General features: G+C 39.3%; 19 protein-coding genes and 1 tRNA gene. 6 read left to right on the plus strand and 14 right to left on the minus strand.

All coding sequences use genetic code 11. The features are described from left to right. Positions 1–178 precede the first annotated feature (178 nt). Positions 179–1,318: a magnesium/cobalt transporter CorA gene (gene corA, locus PN471_RS02915; protein WP_271775593.1), complete on the minus strand. Its 1,140-nt coding sequence runs from the start codon at positions 1,316–1,318 to the stop codon at positions 179–181. Between the two features lie 106 nt (positions 1,319–1,424). Between corA and PN471_RS02920 the strand changes: the two genes are divergently transcribed. Both PN471_RS02920 and PN471_RS02925 read left to right on the plus strand, forming a co-directional pair. Then, a complete protein-coding gene (locus PN471_RS02920; RefSeq protein ID WP_271775594.1) occupies positions 1,425–1,583 on the plus strand; it encodes a hypothetical protein in 159 nt (52 codons plus the stop codon). Positions 1,584–1,698: 115 nt separating this feature from the next. Beyond that, on the plus strand, positions 1,699–2,505 hold the full coding sequence (locus PN471_RS02925; RefSeq protein ID WP_271775595.1) for an SDR family oxidoreductase: 807 nt from the start codon (positions 1,699–1,701) through the stop codon (positions 2,503–2,505). 377 nt (positions 2,506–2,882) lie between these two features. Here the strand turns inward: PN471_RS02925 and PN471_RS02930 are convergent. Next, positions 2,883–2,964: transfer RNA gene (locus PN471_RS02930), tRNA-Leu, on the minus strand. Between the two features lie 266 nt (positions 2,965–3,230). Further along, entirely contained in the window at positions 3,231–4,418 is a 1,188-nt protein-coding gene (alr, locus tag PN471_RS02935; RefSeq protein ID WP_271775596.1) for an alanine racemase, read from the minus strand. 381 nt (positions 4,419–4,799) lie between these two features. On the opposite strand from alr, the gene PN471_RS02940 reads away from it, so the two are divergent. From PN471_RS02940 to PN471_RS02955, 4 genes are all read left to right on the plus strand, one after another. Next, positions 4,800–5,297: an HNH endonuclease gene (locus PN471_RS02940; protein ID WP_027401145.1), complete on the plus strand. Its 498-nt coding sequence runs from the start codon at positions 4,800–4,802 to the stop codon at positions 5,295–5,297. Positions 5,298–6,043: 746 nt separating this feature from the next. Then, the gene (locus PN471_RS02945) at positions 6,044–7,321 is read left to right on the plus strand and encodes a DHH family phosphoesterase (protein ID WP_193898638.1); all 1,278 of its coding nucleotides are present in this window, start codon (positions 6,044–6,046) and stop codon (positions 7,319–7,321) included. A gap of 324 nt (positions 7,322–7,645) precedes the next feature. Then, positions 7,646–8,065 carry a hypothetical protein gene (locus tag PN471_RS02950; protein ID WP_271775597.1) on the plus strand — a complete coding sequence of 140 codons (420 nt, stop codon included), beginning with the start codon at positions 7,646–7,648 and terminating at the stop codon, positions 8,063–8,065. After that, positions 8,062–8,568, plus strand: a complete 507-nt coding sequence (locus PN471_RS02955) for a hypothetical protein (protein WP_271775598.1) — start codon at positions 8,062–8,064, stop codon at positions 8,566–8,568. The genes PN471_RS02950 and PN471_RS02955 overlap by 4 nt, the downstream gene beginning before the upstream one ends. A 3-nt stretch (positions 8,569–8,571) precedes the next feature. Here PN471_RS02955 and PN471_RS02960 read toward each other — a convergent pair whose 3' ends face one another. The 11 genes from PN471_RS02960 to psbB all read right to left on the minus strand — a co-directional run bounded on the left by PN471_RS02960 (position 8,572) and on the right by psbB (position 19,445). Further along, positions 8,572–9,381 (minus strand): DNA cytosine methyltransferase, encoded by an 810-nt coding sequence (locus PN471_RS02960; protein WP_271775599.1) that lies wholly within the window; start codon positions 9,379–9,381, stop codon positions 8,572–8,574. A 153-nt stretch (positions 9,382–9,534) separates the two neighbouring features. Beyond that, positions 9,535–10,137: a cytochrome c oxidase subunit 3 gene (locus PN471_RS02965; RefSeq protein ID WP_271775600.1), complete on the minus strand. Its 603-nt coding sequence runs from the start codon at positions 10,135–10,137 to the stop codon at positions 9,535–9,537. Between the two features lie 159 nt (positions 10,138–10,296). Then, on the minus strand, positions 10,297–11,949 hold the full coding sequence (locus PN471_RS02970) for a cytochrome c oxidase subunit I (RefSeq protein ID WP_271775601.1): 1,653 nt from the start codon (positions 11,947–11,949) through the stop codon (positions 10,297–10,299). Positions 11,950–11,990: 41 nt separating this feature from the next. Beyond that, positions 11,991–12,911 carry a cytochrome c oxidase subunit II gene (locus PN471_RS02975; protein ID WP_193898652.1) on the minus strand — a complete coding sequence of 307 codons (921 nt, stop codon included), beginning with the start codon at positions 12,909–12,911 and terminating at the stop codon, positions 11,991–11,993. 91 nt (positions 12,912–13,002) lie between these two features. After that, the gene (locus PN471_RS02980; protein WP_271775602.1) at positions 13,003–13,614 is read right to left on the minus strand and encodes a DUF2231 domain-containing protein; all 612 of its coding nucleotides are present in this window, start codon (positions 13,612–13,614) and stop codon (positions 13,003–13,005) included. Beyond that, complete coding sequence (locus tag PN471_RS02985) at positions 13,611–14,111, minus strand: DUF2231 domain-containing protein (protein ID WP_271775603.1); 501 nt, start codon at positions 14,109–14,111, stop codon at positions 13,611–13,613. The genes PN471_RS02980 and PN471_RS02985 overlap by 4 nt, the downstream gene beginning before the upstream one ends. A gap of 632 nt (positions 14,112–14,743) precedes the next feature. Further along, the gene (locus tag PN471_RS02990; protein ID WP_193898613.1) at positions 14,744–15,409 is read right to left on the minus strand and encodes a nitroreductase family protein; all 666 of its coding nucleotides are present in this window, start codon (positions 15,407–15,409) and stop codon (positions 14,744–14,746) included. A 71-nt stretch (positions 15,410–15,480) separates the two neighbouring features. After that, the gene (locus PN471_RS02995) at positions 15,481–16,212 is read right to left on the minus strand and encodes an HAD family hydrolase (protein ID WP_271775604.1); all 732 of its coding nucleotides are present in this window, start codon (positions 16,210–16,212) and stop codon (positions 15,481–15,483) included. A 119-nt stretch (positions 16,213–16,331) separates the two neighbouring features. Beyond that, complete coding sequence (locus tag PN471_RS03000; RefSeq protein WP_193898609.1) at positions 16,332–17,372, minus strand: 30S ribosomal protein S1; 1,041 nt, start codon at positions 17,370–17,372, stop codon at positions 16,332–16,334. A gap of 344 nt (positions 17,373–17,716) precedes the next feature. Beyond that, positions 17,717–17,821, minus strand: coding sequence for a photosystem II reaction center protein T (locus PN471_RS03005; RefSeq protein WP_039199353.1), 105 nt, complete (start codon positions 17,819–17,821; stop codon positions 17,717–17,719). Positions 17,822–17,918: 97 nt separating this feature from the next. Continuing rightward, on the minus strand, positions 17,919–19,445 hold the full coding sequence (psbB, locus tag PN471_RS03010) for a photosystem II chlorophyll-binding protein CP47 (protein WP_271775605.1): 1,527 nt from the start codon (positions 19,443–19,445) through the stop codon (positions 17,919–17,921). Between the last annotated feature and the right edge of the window lie 228 nt (positions 19,446–19,673).

The raw sequence follows: 19,673 nt of genomic DNA on the forward strand, positions 1-19,673 counted from the left end.
CGCTACTACACAAACAAAGTCCACCTGCGTGGACTAACGAAAAATCAAGGCTTTTGAACCCACGAAGGTGGGTTTCGTCTGTGTAGCTGCGACTTCTAGTCGCCCTTGCAAGTAATAAATTAGACTTTTCAAACAACCTCTTAGAGATGTTCAAGAAAACGTCTCTATTTTATGGACTTTAGCGATGAATATCTTTTTGAAAATTAACAGAATTAGTTAGCCAACCCCGTCGCCAAAAAAGGTATATTAGACTGGTGGCAATTAACGCCATTATTCCCAAACATAGCGGGTAGCCCCAATACCAATTTAATTCCGGCATATTGTGGGGCGATTTTTCGGTGTTGAAATTCATCCCATATACCCCAGCAATAAAAGTTAAGGGAATAAAAATAGAAGAAACCACCGTTAGCAACTTCATAATTTCATTCATTTTATTACTAATTGCCGACAAATACACATCCATTAAACCAGCCACTAATTCTCGATAAGTTTCCACTATATCCATCACTTGGACAGCATGATCATAACAGTCTCGAAGATATATTCTCACGTCATCACTAATTAATTCACTACCATCTCTAATTAAAGAATTAATCGCATCTCTTTGTGGCCAAATTGCACGGCGTAGTTGTAATAATTCCCGCCGAATTTGATATATTTTTTGTAATGTTTGCTGACTAGGATTAACGATTACTTCTTCCTCTAAATCATCAATTCGTTCGCCATAAAGTTCTAAAACCGGGAAAGATCCATCAATAATTGCATCTAATAAAGAGTAAGCCAAATAATCACTACCTTGTCTGCGGATAATACCTTTACTTTTATTAATTCTCATTCTCACACCATCAAAACAATCATGTTCAGGTTCTTCCTGGACTGTCAAAACGTAATATTTGCCTAAGACTAAACTTACTTGTTCACTATAAAAACTACCATGATTATGATTAGGTACAACCATGTAGGCAATAATCACTAATTGTTCTTCATAATCTTCAATTTTTGGTCGTTCTACCATATTGACGATATCTTCCAAAATCAGAGGATGTAAATCAAAAGTTTGACCTAAACGATGTAAAATATCTTTACTACCTAGACCTTGAACATCTACCCAAGAAACGGATTCTGTATCCAAATAGTTAAGACATTCTTCAGGGTAACTTATTTGTTTTTGAATGAGATCAGTTTGATTATAGTCAATGAGAAAAATAATTGGTTGTTCAGCATTTTCATCAACAATGATTGTTCCTGGTTCAGGATAGAAATCCTTACCGTGTGATTTCCTCATCGCTTTGATAGCGCGGCGAATTTTTTTAACCATAAATTTTTACTCTGTAGATATTACTGTTTAAAATTTTAACTCATATGATATAATTTTCTGATTTTACATTACGGAGGTAATTTCTATATACAAATAAAATAAAAATATGCTTATGCAACCAAATCATCAACCATTTCGGTTAATTGAAACTGAAACAAAACCATTGCAGCAGATTATAGGTTGTCCTTTGATTTTACCAGATGGACAGGTAGCGATCGCTCGAATTTTACCACATTCCAGTTATGCAATGGTTGAAAGGAACTAAATCCACAGCCTGGTATACTCAAGGATGGGAACAAATTAGTAAGGATTTATGGACATCAAGGTAAAATCAAAATTATTGTAGATTAAATATCCCCTATTCCAGAGATATTCCATTTATGAATACTAGTGAAAATCTCATCTTAGTTGTCGGTTCTACCGGTGGAGTCGGACAACTTGTAGTTAGTAAACTTTTAGAAAAAGGCTTACCTGTGCGTATTCTCACCAGAAATGCCGAAAAAGCTGCAAAAATGTTTAACGACAACGTAGAAATTGCTGCTGGTGATATCTGTGAACCCAGTAGTCTCACAGCAGCAATGGTAAATATTACCTCTATTATTTGTTGTACAGGAACTACCGCCTTCCCTTCTGTAAGATGGGAATTTAATCAAACTCCCAACATTTTTGAATTAGGACTTGCTATATTTAATCCTCATTTTCTAGAAGATAAGGCGAAAAGTACCCCGACTAAAGTTGATACACAGGGTGTAATTAATCTTATATCAGCAGCACCAAACAACCTAAACCGCTTCGTATTTGTTTCTTCCTGTGGAATTCTGCGTAAATATCAATTTCCGTTTAATATTCTTAATCTTTTTGGTGTACTTGACGCTAAAGAAAAAGGAGAACAAGCCATTATTAATTCGGGAATCCCTTATACTATTATTCGTCCCGGACGTTTAACTGATGGACCATATACATCCTATGATCTCAACACTCTATTCACAGCCACAAGTAAAGGTAAATTAAACATCATTTTTGGAAAAGGAGACACAATTTCCGGTGATACCAGCCGCATTGATGTAGCTGCAACTTGTGTAGAAAGTTTATTTTATCAAAGTTCTGTTAATAAAGTTTTTGAAATAGTCAATCAAGGAAATAGACCGACTATAATTGATTGGCAAAATCTTTTTTCACAATTATAAAAAAGAGAGCAAAAAACATGAATAGCAGCAGCACTTCGCTATCGCATGATCTAGAATACATAGGGGTTGCTGAATAAAGCTAAAAGCGTTTATTAATAAAGGTTTTACAGATTTTTATCTCAAAAAAAGTGCCAGGTTTTGGCTGATGGTGTCTCAAAATAGGTGCATTTTTCCTTGTCGGATTTGGAAAATTGAGGATATCCAGATAGTTGAAACTGTTCCCAGTTAAGAGTTCCCTGCCCTCACAGACAACTTATTCAGCAAACCCTAAATAATGTTTTTGTCAATGGGTAAGTCCTATTAGCAATAAAGCCAAGTAAAAAGAATTATGATCATGATCACATCTTCTTTCAGTAATGCTTTAAACCGTTTAAAAGTGCGGATAAAAGGACTTGAACCTTCACTCCTTTCGGAACTAGAACCTAAATCTAGCGCGTCTGCCAATTTCGCCATATCCGCATTCGTTTCTTATGTTAGCACAACAAATTATTTATGGCAATAGGCAAAAGAGTCAAAATTTAACGTGAGTTCGACATAACGATAATTTGTGGAAAACTCACCCCACGTAGGAGTCTTAAGCCCTTATTCTCTCGTTGAAAAAATCATAACTCCGTTCGCGTAGCGTCTCCGAAGGAGAAACTCCTAACTCCGAACTCACGTAAATTTAAGTCCCAATTTCAAATTAGGGTATGGGGTATTGGTGATATCTTCCCATATCCCCCCTTCTACATCACAGCTACACGAGGTAGACGGTGCTTGAAACCACAGAGAATTTCCCAAGAAATGGTATTGAGGCAGTTTGCCCAATCATCAGCGGATATTTGTTCTTTGCCCTGTTCTCCTAGCAAAGTAACTATTTCCCCTTCCTGCAAATCGGGAATGGAACTCACATCTAACATGATTTGATCCATTGTAATTGCGCCAATTTGCGGTACGCGCTGGCCACGAATTAACACCTGCATTTGATTGGAAAGACTCCGGGGAACTCCGTCGGCATAACCAATACCAACTACCGCCAGACGTATTTCCTCGGAAGCAATAAAATGATGTCCATAGCTAACTCCAGTCCCTGCGGCTATGGTTTTAACTTGGGTAACTCTGGCTTTGAGTTGTAAAACCGGTTGCAGTTTGATTTGATTTTGTAAATGAGTGGCAGGATAAAGACCATAAATAGCCAAACCCACCCGCACCATGTCATAGTGCAGTTCTGGATTTGTCAAGGTAGCGGCGGAATTTGCTAAATGCAAACTGGGAATTTTGATCCCTTTAGCTTTGATGTGTGCAGTTGCTTCTGCAAATCTTCTCTGCTGTTCTGTCATCACTGTGGTATCTAGACTATCAGCAGTTGCTAGATGAGAATAGATACTGGCAATATTTAAATGGGGTAATCCTTGTACCAACTGGACAAACTCTGCGGCTTGTTGCCAATTAGTGCCTAATCTAGACATTCCTGTATCCAACTTAATATGTACGGATAAAGAGGAATTATGGTTAATTGTTTCTAAGGTGTTAGAAAATTCTAAAGCTTGTTTAGGGCTACATAGTGTGGGCTGAAGTTGCCAATGGGCGATCGCCTGAATTTGTTCTGGTGTGTTGGTTGCCCCTAAAATCAGAATTGGGGCTTTAATACCATCTTCTCGTAATTGAATACCTTCGGGAACTGTTGCCACACCTAACCAACTAGCACCTGCTTCCAAAGCAGTCCTCGCAACTGTTACTGCCCCATGTCCATAGGCATCAGCTTTAACAACCGCCATTAATTGGGTAGGTGGTGATAAAAACTTGACTAACTGCTTGACGTTATGAGACAAAGCTCCTAAATCAATTTCTACCCAAGCCCGCTGAGAAAACCAAGCATAAGCATCACATTCCTGATTGTCAGCAAAAATCGGGGTTTGCTTGCGACTTAACATTACACTTCACTCCTATCACACCACCGAAAAGCTTCTCACATCCCCTAGAAGCTCTATCACTTTAATCAGGAAGTTTAACTTTGATCCGGCGATTTATACAAGATAGTAGGATGAGCAATATTAGTGTATCCGCACACTCCAAAATATTTGATTACTAGAAGATAGTTCTTCCTTATCAGCTTCATCATAACAGATATAAAATCGAATGTCAACCCTTACATACTCCTTTATGGCGATTTTGTTGGCAAATTTATATCCCCGACTTCTTGAAGAAGTCGGGGATCTTTCTTAGTTCAGGACAAAAGTATAAATTATTCTCATATCCCCGGCGGAGTGTATTTGTGTTAATATATGTAAAACTAATACCTTGAGCGCAGATTCATGAGGAAGGTTTTAGTCCTGAACGCCTCTTACGAACCGCTCAACATCACCAGTTGGCGACGTGCCACCGTGTTGTTGATTAAAGGCAAGGCTGAACGCTTAGAATATAACGGTAAATTTCTTTACTCAGATTTTCCGATGCCAACTGTAATTCGGTTGCGTCATTATGTCCGCGTTCCCTATATGGAAATTCCGCTGACTCGAAGGAATATCTTGCATCGTGATAGCCATACTTGTCAATACTGTGGTAACACAGGAGACGGGTTAACTCTGGATCATGTCATGCCAAGATCACGGGGAGGTGAAGATACCTGGGAAAATATCGTCACGGCTTGTGTCCGCTGCAATATCAAAAAAGGTTGTCGTACACCGCAAGAGGCGCGAATGCCTTTGCGTCATTTGCCTCGCCAACCTTACAGTAGTCTCTACTTTGAGGTAACAAAGCATCTTAAAAGTGGAATGCATCAGGAGTGGCAAAAGTATGTCATAGGTCTTTGACATTATATATACAGCAGGAGTCAGGAGTCAGGGGTAAAACTGGCTTGGTATCGGCTTTGCAGTTATATCCTGCACCTCATTGATCTGCAATTTGCTGTAATTAACGACAAGAACTCAGGGCAAATTTCACCTGTAGATATATCTGCTTGACCAAATTAGGTCAATGACAGTGACTACAAGTGGGTGTTTCACTTGTTTTTGTCCAGAGCTTACTACAGCTTGTGGGAAGTTTCCACTAAGCTGATATTTTCATGACCGCAGCATCCGATTATCTTAATTTCCAGGGGTGGTGCTTTGTCTGGTAAAAGAACGATATATAGATAGATTTTGTTCTTAACTGATAATTTGTTACAATTACGAGTAGATGATTTGCCACCAAGAAATTGAGATCTCAACTTGGACACAGAGCGTCAACAATAGCACAATTCAAATGAATATTCAAGATAATTATCAGATTTTTTCATAAAAATCTGCATATTTGTTTAGACAAAATCACAAATTATGAGGTTGTATATAACTCAAGAGGTACAGTACATTTGACTTTCAGCATTTTTGTAGCACCTTAGTTGGATGCAATAGATCCTTAGCTTATGTTATTGACGAAAAATCAACCACTTTACAGATTGCCAAAAGAATTAATTTTAGATTTTGCCAATTTTCATGGAGCGTTATCAGCGCACCGTTGCTTAGATTGTATCTGAATGGATAGCCCTATTTTCCCCGCTTAGAAATACAGTTAGTTACTTATGTACGTGAATTATCCACCTTCTAAATTTGAGAGTTTATCATTGACCACAGATCCGCATCCAGAGGAATTAGAAGTAGAGAAAGAGGTAATTGAACTTCCACCGTTAACCCGGACTCCCTTGCCATCCTCTAATGGTGATGGAGGCAGCTATTTAGTGCAGCGTGGCAATTCTCTAGCATCTCAAAAATCAGAGGAGTTACAGAAGACGCTGCGTGCACATCGTCATGAACGCCAGTTGGTGATTTTACAAGATTTTCCTGATCCTGATGCTCTTTCTTGTGCTTGGTCTTACCAATTAATTGCCCAACAGTATGATATCAAGTGTGATATTGTTTATGCAGGAACTTTAAGTCATCAGGAAAATATTGCTTTAGTTAAGCTAACTAATTTACCTGCTCAACGTTGGACAGTACAAACTTTAAAAAATAAAGACTTGTCATCTTATCAAGGGTTTGTGTTAATTGACAACCAGGGAACTACATCTCAATTATTACCAGCAATCCAACAAGCGGGAATTCCCCTGATAGTGCTGGTGGATCATCATAGTTTACAAGGGGAACTCAAGTCAGAATTTGTTGATGTTCGTCCTTATGTGCGAGCTACAGCGACAATTTTTACTCAATACTTACAAGCAGGATTATTAACTTTAGATAATAGCATTAGCCAGCACGTTAAATGTGCTACAGCTTTAATGCACGGGTTACGCTCAGATACAAATCGGTTGATGCAGGCACAGGAAGAAGATTTTATGGCTGCTGGGTATTTGAGCAGGTTTTATGATGCTCAGTTACTAAATGCTATTTTGCAAGCAAATCGTTCTAAGCGGGTAATGGATGTAATCGAGCGATCGCTTAAAAACCGCATCGTTCAAAATAACTTTTCTATAGCTGGTGTTGGTTATTTGCGCTATGATGACCGGGATGCAATTCCCCAAGCGGCTGATTTTCTCGTGACTGAGGAAAATGTGCATACAGCAGTAGTTTATGGAATTGTTCATGATGAGGATGACGAATTAGAAGTAGTGATAGGATCTCTGAGAACCACAAAACTGACGTTAGATCCTGATGAATTTATTAAAGAAGCCTTTGGACAAGATAGTGCTGGGCGATTTTTTGGTGGCGGGAGGACCGGTGCTGGAGGCTTTGAAATTCCGATGGGTTTCTTATCTGGTGGTAATGAAAATTCGGCTTATGCCAAAATCAAATGGGAAGTTTTCGACGCACAAATTAAACAGAAATTATTGAAATTGGTAAATCCTCGAGATAATCCAATTTAGTCTTACAACAAATTCAAAGACTTGTTTAATTTAGGGTTTAGCAATGCTAAACCCCTACATAAAATAATTATGGGAATGAACCTCAATTAGTTGCTGAATTACCTATAAATCAGGAAGTGATAATTCCAGGTGGGAATGGTTCTAGTTGTTCAGGATTAATACCAGATTTCATATTAATTTAATCTTGATGATCCTCTTCTATGATATGGTTACTAAAATATATTTAGGTTTTCAATTAGGTATACGAACATGGATAAAAAATATCAATTATACAAATATATCTACCTGGTAAATTTTGTTTAAATAGGTTAATGCAAATATTTTATGTCTATCAAGTTAGCTGCTGAAACTCTCATATCACTTTCTATAAAAGAACGAAAAGAATTAATTTTGTATCATGCTTCATTGATAGATTCTACTAATATAATAGATGAAGATTTACATATAGCATATCAATATGGAAAAATTATTTCTTCAATAGGATCAACATATTTTGAATATCAAATTCAAAAAGATAATCAAAATTACTCTGTTCTAGAGTTAGAAACTCAATCTAATTTAATTAGCAGTAAAACTGAGCAGTTTGCAGATGAGTTTATTGACTGGTTAAGAACAGATTTTAAAAATAAAAGTTCAATACTTGAGCATCATCCTAATCCACGTAATCTTTTTGAACTAAGTAGGTTGGCGTTGAAAATTGTCGTTATGGCAAGGCAAAAGGCAAGAGGCAAGAGGCAAGAGTGAAGAGGGTTTGGGCGATTTTACGTTTCTTTACACAGTTTGGTTTTATTGTGTTCACCTACTTATGTGGAGCAAAGTTATTAGTTACTAGTAACTCAGTCACAAGAAGCCTTAGTACAAAAATGGGGCAGCTTTGGGAAGAAATAGCTGACATTAGCCCTTATGTAATTGTACCTGAATTTGAATTTGGAATCAAAATTAAGGGAATAGATATTGTTCTACTAACAGACTCAAAAATTAAGTTTGCACAGTTAAAAACTTTAAAGGGTACTTTAACTGGTTCACAAACAAATAGAGCAAAAAAAGAATTAGGGATTCACGATAATCCCTTATTTATATCTGCTTTTGATTTAGGGTCATGGACGTTTAACGACTCCAAAATCCCTCGCATAGCTGGTAAAGAATTTTGGGATATGATTCATCTTGAATATGATCTAATTGAGAACCATATCAGAAATATGTTACAGAGAATTGATAATGAATTTGCTGAATTAGCTGCAAAGTAAATTCTATAAAGAAAATAGAGAGAGTTGTTCAGTAACTTCTTTCCCTTTTGGTTGATTTCCCCGCATTAAATTAATCAGATATTCGCCAAGTTCTTTAGCAAGTAATACTGGTACTGCATTACCAATTTGCTTATACTTAGAACTTATCGAACCATGAAAAATCCAATCATCAGGAAAAGTTTGAATTTTCGCAGATTCGCGCACAGTTAAAGGACGAAGTTCCATAGGGTGACACATATCTGTAGCTTTTTGTTGCGGACTGGTTGTGATAGTTGGTGAAGGTTTATCCCAAGATAATCTTCTGTAAAAACCAACTTTTCCTCCACCAGAATTATAAGCACCTCCCATTGCTTCCTTCTGTAATTCTTCGGGTAAATTTCGCCAATTTTGTCCTGCTGCTAATAATCTTAAAAACTTGAGCCTATTTTCTGAATAACTAATAAATTCTGGTTGAACATCCACAAAATCTGTTAACGCATCTTTTAAAGTTCTCCACTTTGGTAAAATTTTCCCATCTTTACTATATTTAGCTAGAGGAAATGTAGCATTTTCACCATCTCTAGAACCAATAAAAACTACACGGGATCTATTTTGGGGAACACCATAATCTGCGGCTTCTAAAAGGTTGTAAACCACATTATAGCCTAATTCCTTCATTTCTGCTAAAACGACTTTCAACGCTGCACCATTGATTTCATCATCACGATCTTTTTCAACTACACTAACAGTATGAAATCCTGCTTGTTCTAGACCTAAATCTAAGCCATAAGCACCTGTAAATAGTGAAATGCAAATAGGTTTATTATTGATCATTATTTTTTAAGTAATTTCTAAAATTAATGATTATTGTATTAATATACAGTATACAGGATACGGTTGTAAAATTAACAATAAAATTTACTATTACAAATTTTAATAAAAATAATACTTGGGTGGGCATTACCCACCCCAATAACTATTCCTTCCCTACTGCCAAACGTAGATAAGCAGAAACAAAACAATCCAGATAACATCAACAAAGTGCCAAAACAAAGAAGTGGCATTTATGCCATAATGACCATTATCAAAATTACCAGGAATAAAAGAACGCAACAAAACAATTAACTGTAACAGAATACCCGTAAAAACGTGCAACCCGTGAAAACCAGTTAATAGATAAAACATTCCTCCAAAAGTACCAGAAGTAAAACCAAACTCCAAACTACTCCATTCCACCGCTTGACCATACAAGAAATAACTACCCATAGCCATTGTTAAAAACAACAACAAACGATAGGTTTTGAAATCATGTCTTTCTAGGGCTTTTTCGGCAAAATAAATTACAAAACTACTAGCAACTAAAACAACAGTATTAATGCTAGGATCTTTTATTTCCAAACCAGAAACACCAGCCGGCAACCAATTAACCGCAGTAGTTTTATAGATAATATAGCCAGCAAAGAAACTCAAGAAAATGACACTTTCAGATAACAGAAAAACAATAAAACCAAACATTTTATTGCCTTCTTCATCATGCTCATGACCATGACTAACATGATCTAAATCATCAGGAGAAACAGAACCATCCATTGTTAAAAAACTCCAAAAACAGGAAAAAAGTAATGAGGAAAACTATAGCGATTCTAAATAAGACCTAAAAAACTCTCTTCCTTCTCTTCCTCTGTGCCTCTGTGGTTCGTTTTAAAAAAACTACTGAACACACATCAAATAGAATCGCTATATTAACCATTAATCATGTTCAGAAGATGCCATTAATTCAGATTTACCATAACCATAAGGTTCACAAGTAATCACAGGAATTTCTTCAAAATTCTCAACAGGTGGGGGAGAAGAAATAGTCCATTCTAAACCAATTGCTCGCCAAGGATTAGCAGGAGCTTTTTCTCCGTCCATCCAAGAAATTAACATATTGAAAATGAAAGGAAGAGTAGACATTCCTAATAGAAAAGAACCCAAACTAGCGACAATATTCCAACCAATTAATTCAGGTGCGTAGGAAGCAGCACGGCGTAACATCCCTTGCAAACCTAATGGGTGCATGGGTAAGAAATTCAGATTTGTGCCGATAAATGCTAACCAAAAATGGATTTTCCCCCAACCTTCATGGAACATTCTCCCAGTCATTTTGGGAAACCAATGATAGATAGCTGCATACATTCCCATAGTCACAGTTCCATAGAGAACATAATGGAAATGACCGACGACAAAATAAGTATTATTAACGTGAACATCTACTGGAACAGAAGAAAGCATTATTCCTGTAATTCCAGCAAACACAAACATTACCAAACCACCCAAGGCAAATAACATGGGTGTATTTAAGCGAATTTTGCCACCCCAAATAGTTGCCACCCAGGCAAATACCTTAATCCCTGTGGGGATAGAGACAAACATGGTTGTCACCATGAAGAATAACCGCATCCAAGCAGGTGTACCACTAACATATAAGTGGTGAACCCAAACAATACCACTAACTACGGCAATTAACATGGAAGAAACGGCAACGACTTTGTAACCAAATAAAGGTTTGCGAGAATAAACTGGGAATATTTCTGAGAAAACCCCGAAGATAGGCAGAATAATTACATAAACTGCTGGGTGAGAATAGAACCAGAAATAATGCTGGAACATCACCGGATTTCCACCTTTGCTGGGGTCAAAAAAGGCAGTTCCCACTGTAATGTCAAGCAGTAACATCACCGCACCTGCTGTTAAAGCTGGGAGTCCAAATAATTGGATAATTTGGGCGCTAAATACTGCCCAAACCATTAAGGGCATTCTGAAGAAACCCATACCAGGCGATCGCATCTTCACAATAGTGGTGACAAAGTTTACTGCCCCCATAATGGAAGATACCCCGGAAATAGCCACTGCTAATAACCAGAGAACCTGACCTGTAATTAAGTTACCTGTGGGGTTCTGGGTGCTGACGGGGGGGTATGCCCACCAACCAGACTGGGCGGGACCACCAGGGACAAAAAAGCTGGCTATCATCAAAATACCGACCACTGGAACCATCCAAAAGGCGGCGGCATTGAGGCGGGGGAAAGCCATATCTCGCGCCCCTATCATGATGGGAACGATGTAATTGGCTAATCCCACAAGGGAGGGAAATGTCCACAGAAACAGCATCACTGTTCCGTGCATGGTGAACATTCCGTTATATACGGTCCGGTCTATTAAGTCAGCTTCGGGGGTGATGAGTTCTCCCCGCAAAATCATAGCGAAAATGCCACCAACCAGAAAGAAAACAAACGAGGTAACGAGGTATTGGATACCGATAACTTTATGGTCGGTACTAAAACTGAAGTATGTTTTCCAGGTTTGGGGGGGATGTTGGTGATGTGATTCACCAGAGATGGGAAGGGGGATGTTAGTCATTTGTTAGTTGTCAGTAGTCAGTGGTAATGAAAATTAGGGAGTTAACCGGGGAAATTAACTAAAGGTGGTGCGGCGGGTTCAACGGTTTTCCAACCGCTATCAATGCCGTTTTCGATTTTTAGGGCATATTCGGAAGCCGCTTGGTTAGGGGCTGGGCTGGGTGTTTGACTCGCAGCCTTGCTTAACCATTGCTGATATTCGCTAGGTGATTCAACGATGACTTTAGCTCGCATAGTGGCAAAATATGTACCGCTATACTGGGAGTCGGTGAGGTCATAGGCACCAGGGCGAATGGGGGTAAATTCAAAATCGAGGTCTTCACCAGGAATAATGTCTTGTTTGAGGCGGAAAGCGGGGACATAAAAGCCGTGAAGTACGTCTTCTGAATGCAGATTTAGACGAATCCGGCTACCCTCCGGTAAATGCAATTCTGTACTGGTAACGTTGCTTTCTGGGTAATGAAACACCCACGCCCACTGTTTAGCGAAAACATCAATATGTTCTACACCCTCACCTACTGCTGAAGCTTCATCTGCTACCGCATAGGCGGTTTCCATCTTCATCGGATTATGTAGGTGTAGCTGGTGAGCAGGTCCTTGGATACCCATTTCTTCGTAAACTTGGTAACTATAACCAGCAATCCATAACACCAACATAATTGGAATTGCCGTCCAAACCACTTCTAAAGTAACGTTACCTTCAATGTGAGGACCATCACCTAAATCATTGGCTTGCGCTCGATGGAAACAAATAGAATAGAAAAGAGTAGCAGTTACTCCCAGGAAAATTAAAGATCCTAATGTTACCAAAAAGCTAAATAAATCATCAATCAGATGAGATTCAGCAGCCCCTTGGGGAGGAAACCAAGAATAAGCCTGTTTACCAATCCATAGACTAGTCAGAGTTACCGCAACTGCCCCAGTAACTATGGTCAAAAAGTTGAGAAATTGCCGAATTTTCATAATTGTCAGTTGTCAGTGGTCAGTTGTCAGTGGTCATTTGTGAATTGTTAGACAAGAATCTTTACACCAATCACCAATTACCAATCACCCATTACTTATTACCAAATATCTGATTAATGTCTTGTCCTGCTCGCAGTAATTTATCCGCTGTATTGTGAACACCAAAATCTGCTGCTAGGTGCGCTCCTAATGTGCCATGAAAATACATCAACGACATAATAATTACACCCACAACTAGATAAGAGATTTGTACTTCTCTCTCTTCGTATTTGCCGATCACGTAACGTTGCCAACCTCGCCAGAAGGTCATACCAACCATCATCGCTAATAGCAATACACCGCCCACACCATGCCACATCATCGTGGGCATTGCTAACATTCCCCAAGGACTTTTAATATCTGCTGGTGGGGCTGCTAACAACATTTCATAAAAACCTGCACCAACAGTGAAAAATGTAATCACAGCCGCAGCGAAAATATTGTACCAACCCACATCAAATAATTGAGAACGTTCAACTTTAATTCCCAAAAATTTGAACACCCATTTTTCCAGAGGGAAGAAGACACCCAAAATATCAAAGATAATGGCAATGATGAATAAACCTAATGTTAGGTGTACTAAATTAGGATGAATTGGAATGGCATAAGGTAAACCATTTGCACCCATTTGGTGACTAATTTGGTCTAATAATTCTGAATTCATGGCAAGATTCCATCCTTTACCGCTTCCACAACAGGTACAGTGTGTAAGCCATACACCCATACAAGTTCATCACCAAGATATACTTGAAACCCAACCAGGACTGTTAATAAAACTGCGACAGCTATGTAATGAAATGGGAGTTTTTTGGGGTTACTACTCCGCAACACATAACGCCAAGCATTAATTGCAGCGATAATTCCTGACAATGACCAACCGATGAGAGTATGTACATTTAATACTGATTTAGCCAGTTCATAGGGTTTCGCTAAACCAGCTTCAAATTGACCAAAAATAATGGCCACAAAAATAGCTAATGTAGCAATACACATATTCCACCAACTCACCTCAAATAAGGTAGTTTTACCAGTAAAATAGCCGGCAATATCACAGAAAACAGAAAATAAAACCATCGCAATCACGAAGTGAACCACTATAGGATGTAAGGGATCTGGATATGGTAAATTATGCTCATTCAATGAAGTGAAAAAATCCAGCATTCAATTCTCCTAGACTTACTACTCATTAGCCAAACTTGAATAATTGCTAGATACTCACTAACATCAATAAATTATTTGATAAATTTGCTGTGAGTTCGCTGCAATGTATAACCAAATAGCAAATTACTTTTGGTCAAGTTATTTCCTCATGGTGACAACAGTAATTATGGATGTAGCTAAACTAAATCACTGTTAGAGGTTGAATTTACTAGACGTAAATTTTTATGAATTGTCCAAAAAACTAAAAGCAGAACTTCTAGAATTAATGAGAGAGCCAACAACAGATTTTGATCTTGGCTCTATTACAATATTTTTAAATCAAAACCAAATATTTTTATGTTTATTGATGTACAATTACAAATTATCACTTTGTAATTTAAAAGACCGAAATATATAGTTTTTACAGTAAGTATGATCTGGGTTGAATAAGATTTCAAGAATAATTAACCGCAGATGAACGCAGATGTAGCTTGCTTACCGAAGGGTACGCAGACAAACAAAGATGATTCTGTGCAATATTCTCTCTCTGCGCCTCTGCGCCTCTGCGTGAGACAAAATGCAATTCACTGATCCAAAAATCGCTGTCAACTGATATTTGTAATTTATACTAACCTAAATCCCCAAATCCCTAATTAGCCTTGATAGGGATTATCAAGTCTATCTACAGAAACATTAACAGATAATGGTAGACGACCTGGATTTAAACGAGGTTCAGCCGCATAACCTACAGGTACTAAAACAGCAATACCTATATCTGGGTCATTTTCTGCACCAATTATAGCTTTGACCTGTTCCTCAATCCAACCATTCATAAAGCAGGTGGATAAACCCAAACTTTCCGCTGCTAACACTAAATTTGTCGCAGCTATCATGGCATCTTTAATGGCGTATTCCCGGCGCTTGTCTCCTAAACTAGCTTGAAATTGCGGAATCGCACCTCTAAAATAATTAACTGTTCCCTCATTCCAAGCCCCAGAGGCTGCACCTTGCTCTAAAATAGGTGTTAAATCTTTTCCTCCCGCAGCAGCGTCAGCTGCAAAAACAAAGGTAACAGGCGCTTGAATAATTTGCTGTTGCTTCCAAGAAGCCGCACATAATGCTTCTTTTTGGGCCTTGTCTTGCACTAAAACTATTCTCCACGATTGGACGTTAAAACTACTGGGTGCAGCTACGGTTAATTCTACCAGTTGCTTAAGTAGTTCTGGGGAGATGGGATCTTGTTTAAAGGTTTTGATGGAACGACGTTGTACTATGGCAGTAGGTACGTCTAATGCTTTGATTTGGGTATTTGAAGTCACGGTATTTTCCTCTGTTTTATCCTATGCGCTTAGGGTAACGCTTTTTTGTACGCAGTTCAATTGATGGACTGTCAAGCAATCACCTGAATTTCATCAATTTGATTAATCACTACATCTGCACCTTGAACATTATCCGCCTTACCAATCCAAGTAATCCCAATACAGCCGCCAGCCTTAGCATGACGCGCCATTTGCATATCACCTATAGAATCACCTACCATTAAAGTTGCCTCTGGTAATACTCCCAAGGCTTGACAAGCTTCTAAAAACAGCGTTGGATCTGGTTTACTCAGACCATCATCAACTCCCTTTTCCAGTTGCAAATAATCGCTTAATTGGTGAATATTGACAAATTTTTTGACCTCTTGAGTCGTTGCTGCTGACAGGATTCCTAATTTTAAACCCGCTGCTGACAAAGACTTTAATATCTCCAAACTACCCACAAATAAAGGTGAAGGAGTTTTACCAACATATTGTTCAGCTTCTTCTAAAGCTTGACGGGCGATTTTTAAGGATTCAAACCACCCCCTGCCAGTTTCGGCAATGTAAGCTGCTGCTGCAACTTCTGTTTCTCTACGACTCGCTACTGATATTAAACCTGTTGGATCTAAGAAATTGCCATTAATACCAAAGGCCATTAATAAAGGTTCACCAATCCCGGGAATTTGCGCGTCTATCATTCGTGCTGCTTTTTGTCCTAATGTTCTTAAATATGACTCAGAATCTTCTAAAGTACCGTTTTTATCAAATAAAATTGCTTCAATATTAGAAAATGCAATGTTTTTACATTTAATAGTTGCCAAAATATTTCACCCCATTGATATTAATTGCGGATTTTAGATTGTAAGTAAAAAAAAAGAGGGATTTCCCTCTTCATAATATACTTTAACAATCTGAGTTGTAATCACTGACAATTATCAATCTATGATTCAATAGCTGCGGGGATCTCTTCTTCAATATCTGTGGCTGGGGGAATTTCTTCCTCAATCACAGCTTCCATAGGTGCAACTCCTTCAGCTACGGCTGCCACATCTGTAACTTCTACAGGTGTAGTAATGCCTTGCTGTTTGGCAAGCAATTGTTCCCGATACTTAGCTGCCATTTCTTCGGCCTTATCGTAAACCAAATCACGGTTCTTGATCATGTCACCAGGTTCGGGTTCTAACTGTTTAGTAGACAGTGAAATCCGTCCCCTTTCTGCATCCAAGTCAATGATCATTACTTTCACTTCATCATTAACATTGAATACACTATGAGGAGTATCAATATGCTCGTGGGAAATCTCAGAAATATGTAGTAGTCCGCTCACGCCACCAATGTCAATGAAAGCACCGTAAGGTTTGATACCGCGAACAGTACCAATAACTACTTCGCCCACTTCTAAACGGTTCATCTTCCGCTCAACCAGCGCTCGACGATGGGAGAGAACTAAGCGGTTACGCTCTTCATCTACTTCTAGGAATTTCAGAGGCAGTTCTTCGCCTACCAAATCTTCCTTGGGTTTGCGAGTGCTAATATGAGAACCGGGGATAAAGCCGCGCAGTCCTTCAATTCGCACTAATGCACCACCACGGTTGGTTGCGAAAACGCCAGAACGGACAGTAGCATCTTCTGCTTGTAGCTGTCTTACTCGCTCCCAAGCCCGCATATACTCAATCCGACGAATTGAAAGGGTGAGCTGACCATCTTCATTTTCATCGGTAAGGATGAAAAATTCCCGTGTTTCGTTTGATTGTAAGACTTCTTCCGGGGCATCAACCCGGTTAATAGACATTTCTTGTATGGGTATATATGCTGCGGTTTTCGCACCTATGTCAATCAGAGCGCCGCGCGGCTCTATACTGAAAACTGTACCCGGTACGACATCACCAGGGCTGAAGTGATAGTCGTATTTATCAAGTAGAGCAGCGAAATCTTCGTGGGTAAATCCAATTTCTGTAGCGGTTAAGTTCTGATTGACCATGCTAATGTGTTCCTGGGTCTAGTCTCCGTAAAGGTTTTGTCATAAATTCAGTTTATATGTAAGTAGTGGGATGACTGTTCCCACTTACATTGCTGTCTTATCCTAGCTTAGAATAGCTAGTCTTAACACATATCAACTTCCAGACATAAAATTATATCATATATGGCGATGAATAGGGAATAGGTTACAGGTGCTACGCCACGGGGACAGGTGACAGGGAATAGGGAATAGGGAATAGGGGATATCTGATTTTTAATACCGAAACTAAAATATCCGTTGTTACTATCATTAGTAACAACGGATATTTTTAGTATATATTCCCTAGTGAATTGGGAATATATAACCTATTTCTCTTTTTTCTCAAACCGGGGGGGTTCGCGGAAGGCGATTGAAAAAAAGAGTACACCTATTGCTAGGGCTAAAATCAAGATGTAAGCAACACTTTCCATATTTTTCAGATCCTGCCTGTTGAGCCAGTAATTTTAGTTTAACAAACCACAGAAAAAGCATGAAGTAGAAAAATCTACTTCACACCTCATCCAAGTTTTAAGCTTCCTTTCTCCGGCGAGTTGTCTTGTCACCCAGCTTCTGGAAAAGACCCCATTCAACTTGTTCTTCTTCAATTTCCACACCAGCAAATACATCACGGTAGATTGTCCGTGAACCGTGCCACAGGTGACCAAAGAAGAATAATAGAGCAAATACAGCATGACCAAAGGTAAACCAACCTCTGGGAGATGTGCGGAATACACCGTCAGAATTCAAGGTTTCTTTGTCAAATTCAAAGATTTCTCCACCTTGAGCTTTCCGGGCAAACTTCTTAACATCAGCAGGATCTGTAAAGGTTTGACCATTCAGGTTCCCACCGTAGAAGCTGACTTTTACGCCAGTTTGTTCAAAGCTGTATCTAGATTCTGCGCGACGGAAGGGGATGTCAGCCCGGATAACGCCATCTTTATCAGTCAAAATGACTGGGAAGGTTTCAAAGAAGTTAGGTAGACGACGAACTGTTAATTCCCGTCCTTCGGCATCTGTGAACACAGCGTGACCTTGCCAAGATTCAGCAATACCGTCACCTTTAACCATTGCTCCTGTACGGAATAGACCACCTTTGGCGGGGCTATTACCAACATAATCGTAGAAAGCTAGTTTTTCAGGAATTTGCGACCAAGCTTCGCTTAAGGAAGCACCTTCGGCAACGCTGGTTTGTACACGACGTTGAATTTCTTGGCGGAAGTAGTCTTGATCCCACTGATAGCGAGTAGGTCCAAATAGTTCGATGGGGGTAGCAGCGTTACCGTACCACATAGTTCCAGCTACTACGAAAGCGGCGAAGAATACAGCCGCGATACTGCTGGAAAGTACGGTTTCAATATTACCCATCCGTAGGGCTTTGTAGAGCCTTTCGGGAGGTCTAACGGTGAGGTGGAATAAACCTGCAATAATACCGACGATACCAGCCGCAATGTGGTGAGCGACTATGCCACCTGGATTATAGGGGTTAAATCCAGCCGGACCCCATTCTGGGGCTACTGGCTGAATACTGCCCGTCAGTCCATAGGCATCAGATACCCACATTCCTGGACCAAATAGTCCAGTTTGGTGGAACGCACCAAAACCAAAACAAAGTAAACCGGATAAGAACAGGTGAATACCAAACATTTTTGGCAAGTCTAGTGCAGGTTCACCGGTGCGAGGATCTCTAAAGAGTTCCAAATCCCAGAAAACCCAGTGCCAAACGGCAGCCAAGAATAATAAACCAGAGAGAACGATGTGAGCGGCAGCAACGCCTTCAAATGACCAGAAACCGGGGTCTACCGCTGTGCCACCAGTTACACTCCAACCGCCCCAAGATTCGGTTACGCCTAAACGTGCCATGAAGGGAAGTACGAACATCCCTTGTCGCCACATGGGGTTGAGAACTGGATCACTGGGGTTATAAACGGCTAGTTCGTACAGTGCCATTGAACCTGCCCAACCAGCTACTAAAGCTGTGTGCATTAAGTGTACAGAAATTAGCCGACCTGGATCATTCAGTACGACTGTATGTACTCGGTACCAAGGTAGTCCCATTGACTACAAGCCTCCTGGATAGTTATGTTTACAAAGCAATTTTCTTACGGAGGTTCTGAGGAACGGAAACCGCCAATCAGAGGAATCTCTGAGTTTTTTTATTGCTGATTTTGAGTTTGGCAATATTGACGCACTACCACAGTTTGAGTTCTTTTGTCAAGAACTGGCTGTTTGAGTGTTTGGGTGATTGCTAAACAAAAATGAGAATATTTTAAAAAGTGTAACCAT

Origin of the sequence: Aphanizomenon sp. CS-733/32 (assembly GCF_028330045.1) — a bacterium.
Classification (GTDB): Bacteria; Cyanobacteriota; Cyanobacteriia; order Cyanobacteriales; family Nostocaceae; genus Dolichospermum; species Dolichospermum gracile.

What these genes read in the sequence shown, in the direction of transcription:
- psbB (WP_271775605.1), bottom strand. Translation starts at nt 19,445, where the DNA reads ATGGGACTACCTTGGTACCGAGTACATACAGTCGTACTGAATGATCCA.
- PN471_RS02945 (WP_193898638.1), top strand. Translation starts at nt 6,044, where the DNA reads ATGTACGTGAATTATCCACCTTCTAAATTTGAGAGTTTATCATTGACC.
- PN471_RS02980 (WP_271775602.1), bottom strand. Translation starts at nt 13,614, where the DNA reads ATGAATTCAGAATTATTAGACCAAATTAGTCACCAAATGGGTGCAAAT.
- PN471_RS02925 (WP_271775595.1), top strand. Translation starts at nt 1,699, where the DNA reads ATGAATACTAGTGAAAATCTCATCTTAGTTGTCGGTTCTACCGGTGGA.
- PN471_RS02920 (WP_271775594.1), top strand. Translation starts at nt 1,425, where the DNA reads ATGCTTATGCAACCAAATCATCAACCATTTCGGTTAATTGAAACTGAA.
- PN471_RS02970 (WP_271775601.1), bottom strand. Translation starts at nt 11,949, where the DNA reads ATGACTAACATCCCCCTTCCCATCTCTGGTGAATCACATCACCAACAT.
- alr (WP_271775596.1), bottom strand. Translation starts at nt 4,418, where the DNA reads ATGTTAAGTCGCAAGCAAACCCCGATTTTTGCTGACAATCAGGAATGT.
- PN471_RS02965 (WP_271775600.1), bottom strand. Translation starts at nt 10,137, where the DNA reads ATGGATGGTTCTGTTTCTCCTGATGATTTAGATCATGTTAGTCATGGT.
- PN471_RS02960 (WP_271775599.1), bottom strand. Translation starts at nt 9,381, where the DNA reads ATGATCAATAATAAACCTATTTGCATTTCACTATTTACAGGTGCTTAT.
- PN471_RS02985 (WP_271775603.1), bottom strand. Translation starts at nt 14,111, where the DNA reads ATGCTGGATTTTTTCACTTCATTGAATGAGCATAATTTACCATATCCA.
- corA (WP_271775593.1), bottom strand. Translation starts at nt 1,318, where the DNA reads ATGGTTAAAAAAATTCGCCGCGCTATCAAAGCGATGAGGAAATCACAC.
- PN471_RS03000 (WP_193898609.1), bottom strand. Translation starts at nt 17,372, where the DNA reads ATGGTCAATCAGAACTTAACCGCTACAGAAATTGGATTTACCCACGAA.
- PN471_RS02950 (WP_271775597.1), top strand. Translation starts at nt 7,646, where the DNA reads ATGTCTATCAAGTTAGCTGCTGAAACTCTCATATCACTTTCTATAAAA.
- PN471_RS02975 (WP_193898652.1), bottom strand. Translation starts at nt 12,911, where the DNA reads ATGAAAATTCGGCAATTTCTCAACTTTTTGACCATAGTTACTGGGGCA.
- PN471_RS03005 (WP_039199353.1), bottom strand. Translation starts at nt 17,821, where the DNA reads ATGGAAAGTGTTGCTTACATCTTGATTTTAGCCCTAGCAATAGGTGTA.
- PN471_RS02940 (WP_027401145.1), top strand. Translation starts at nt 4,800, where the DNA reads ATGAGGAAGGTTTTAGTCCTGAACGCCTCTTACGAACCGCTCAACATC.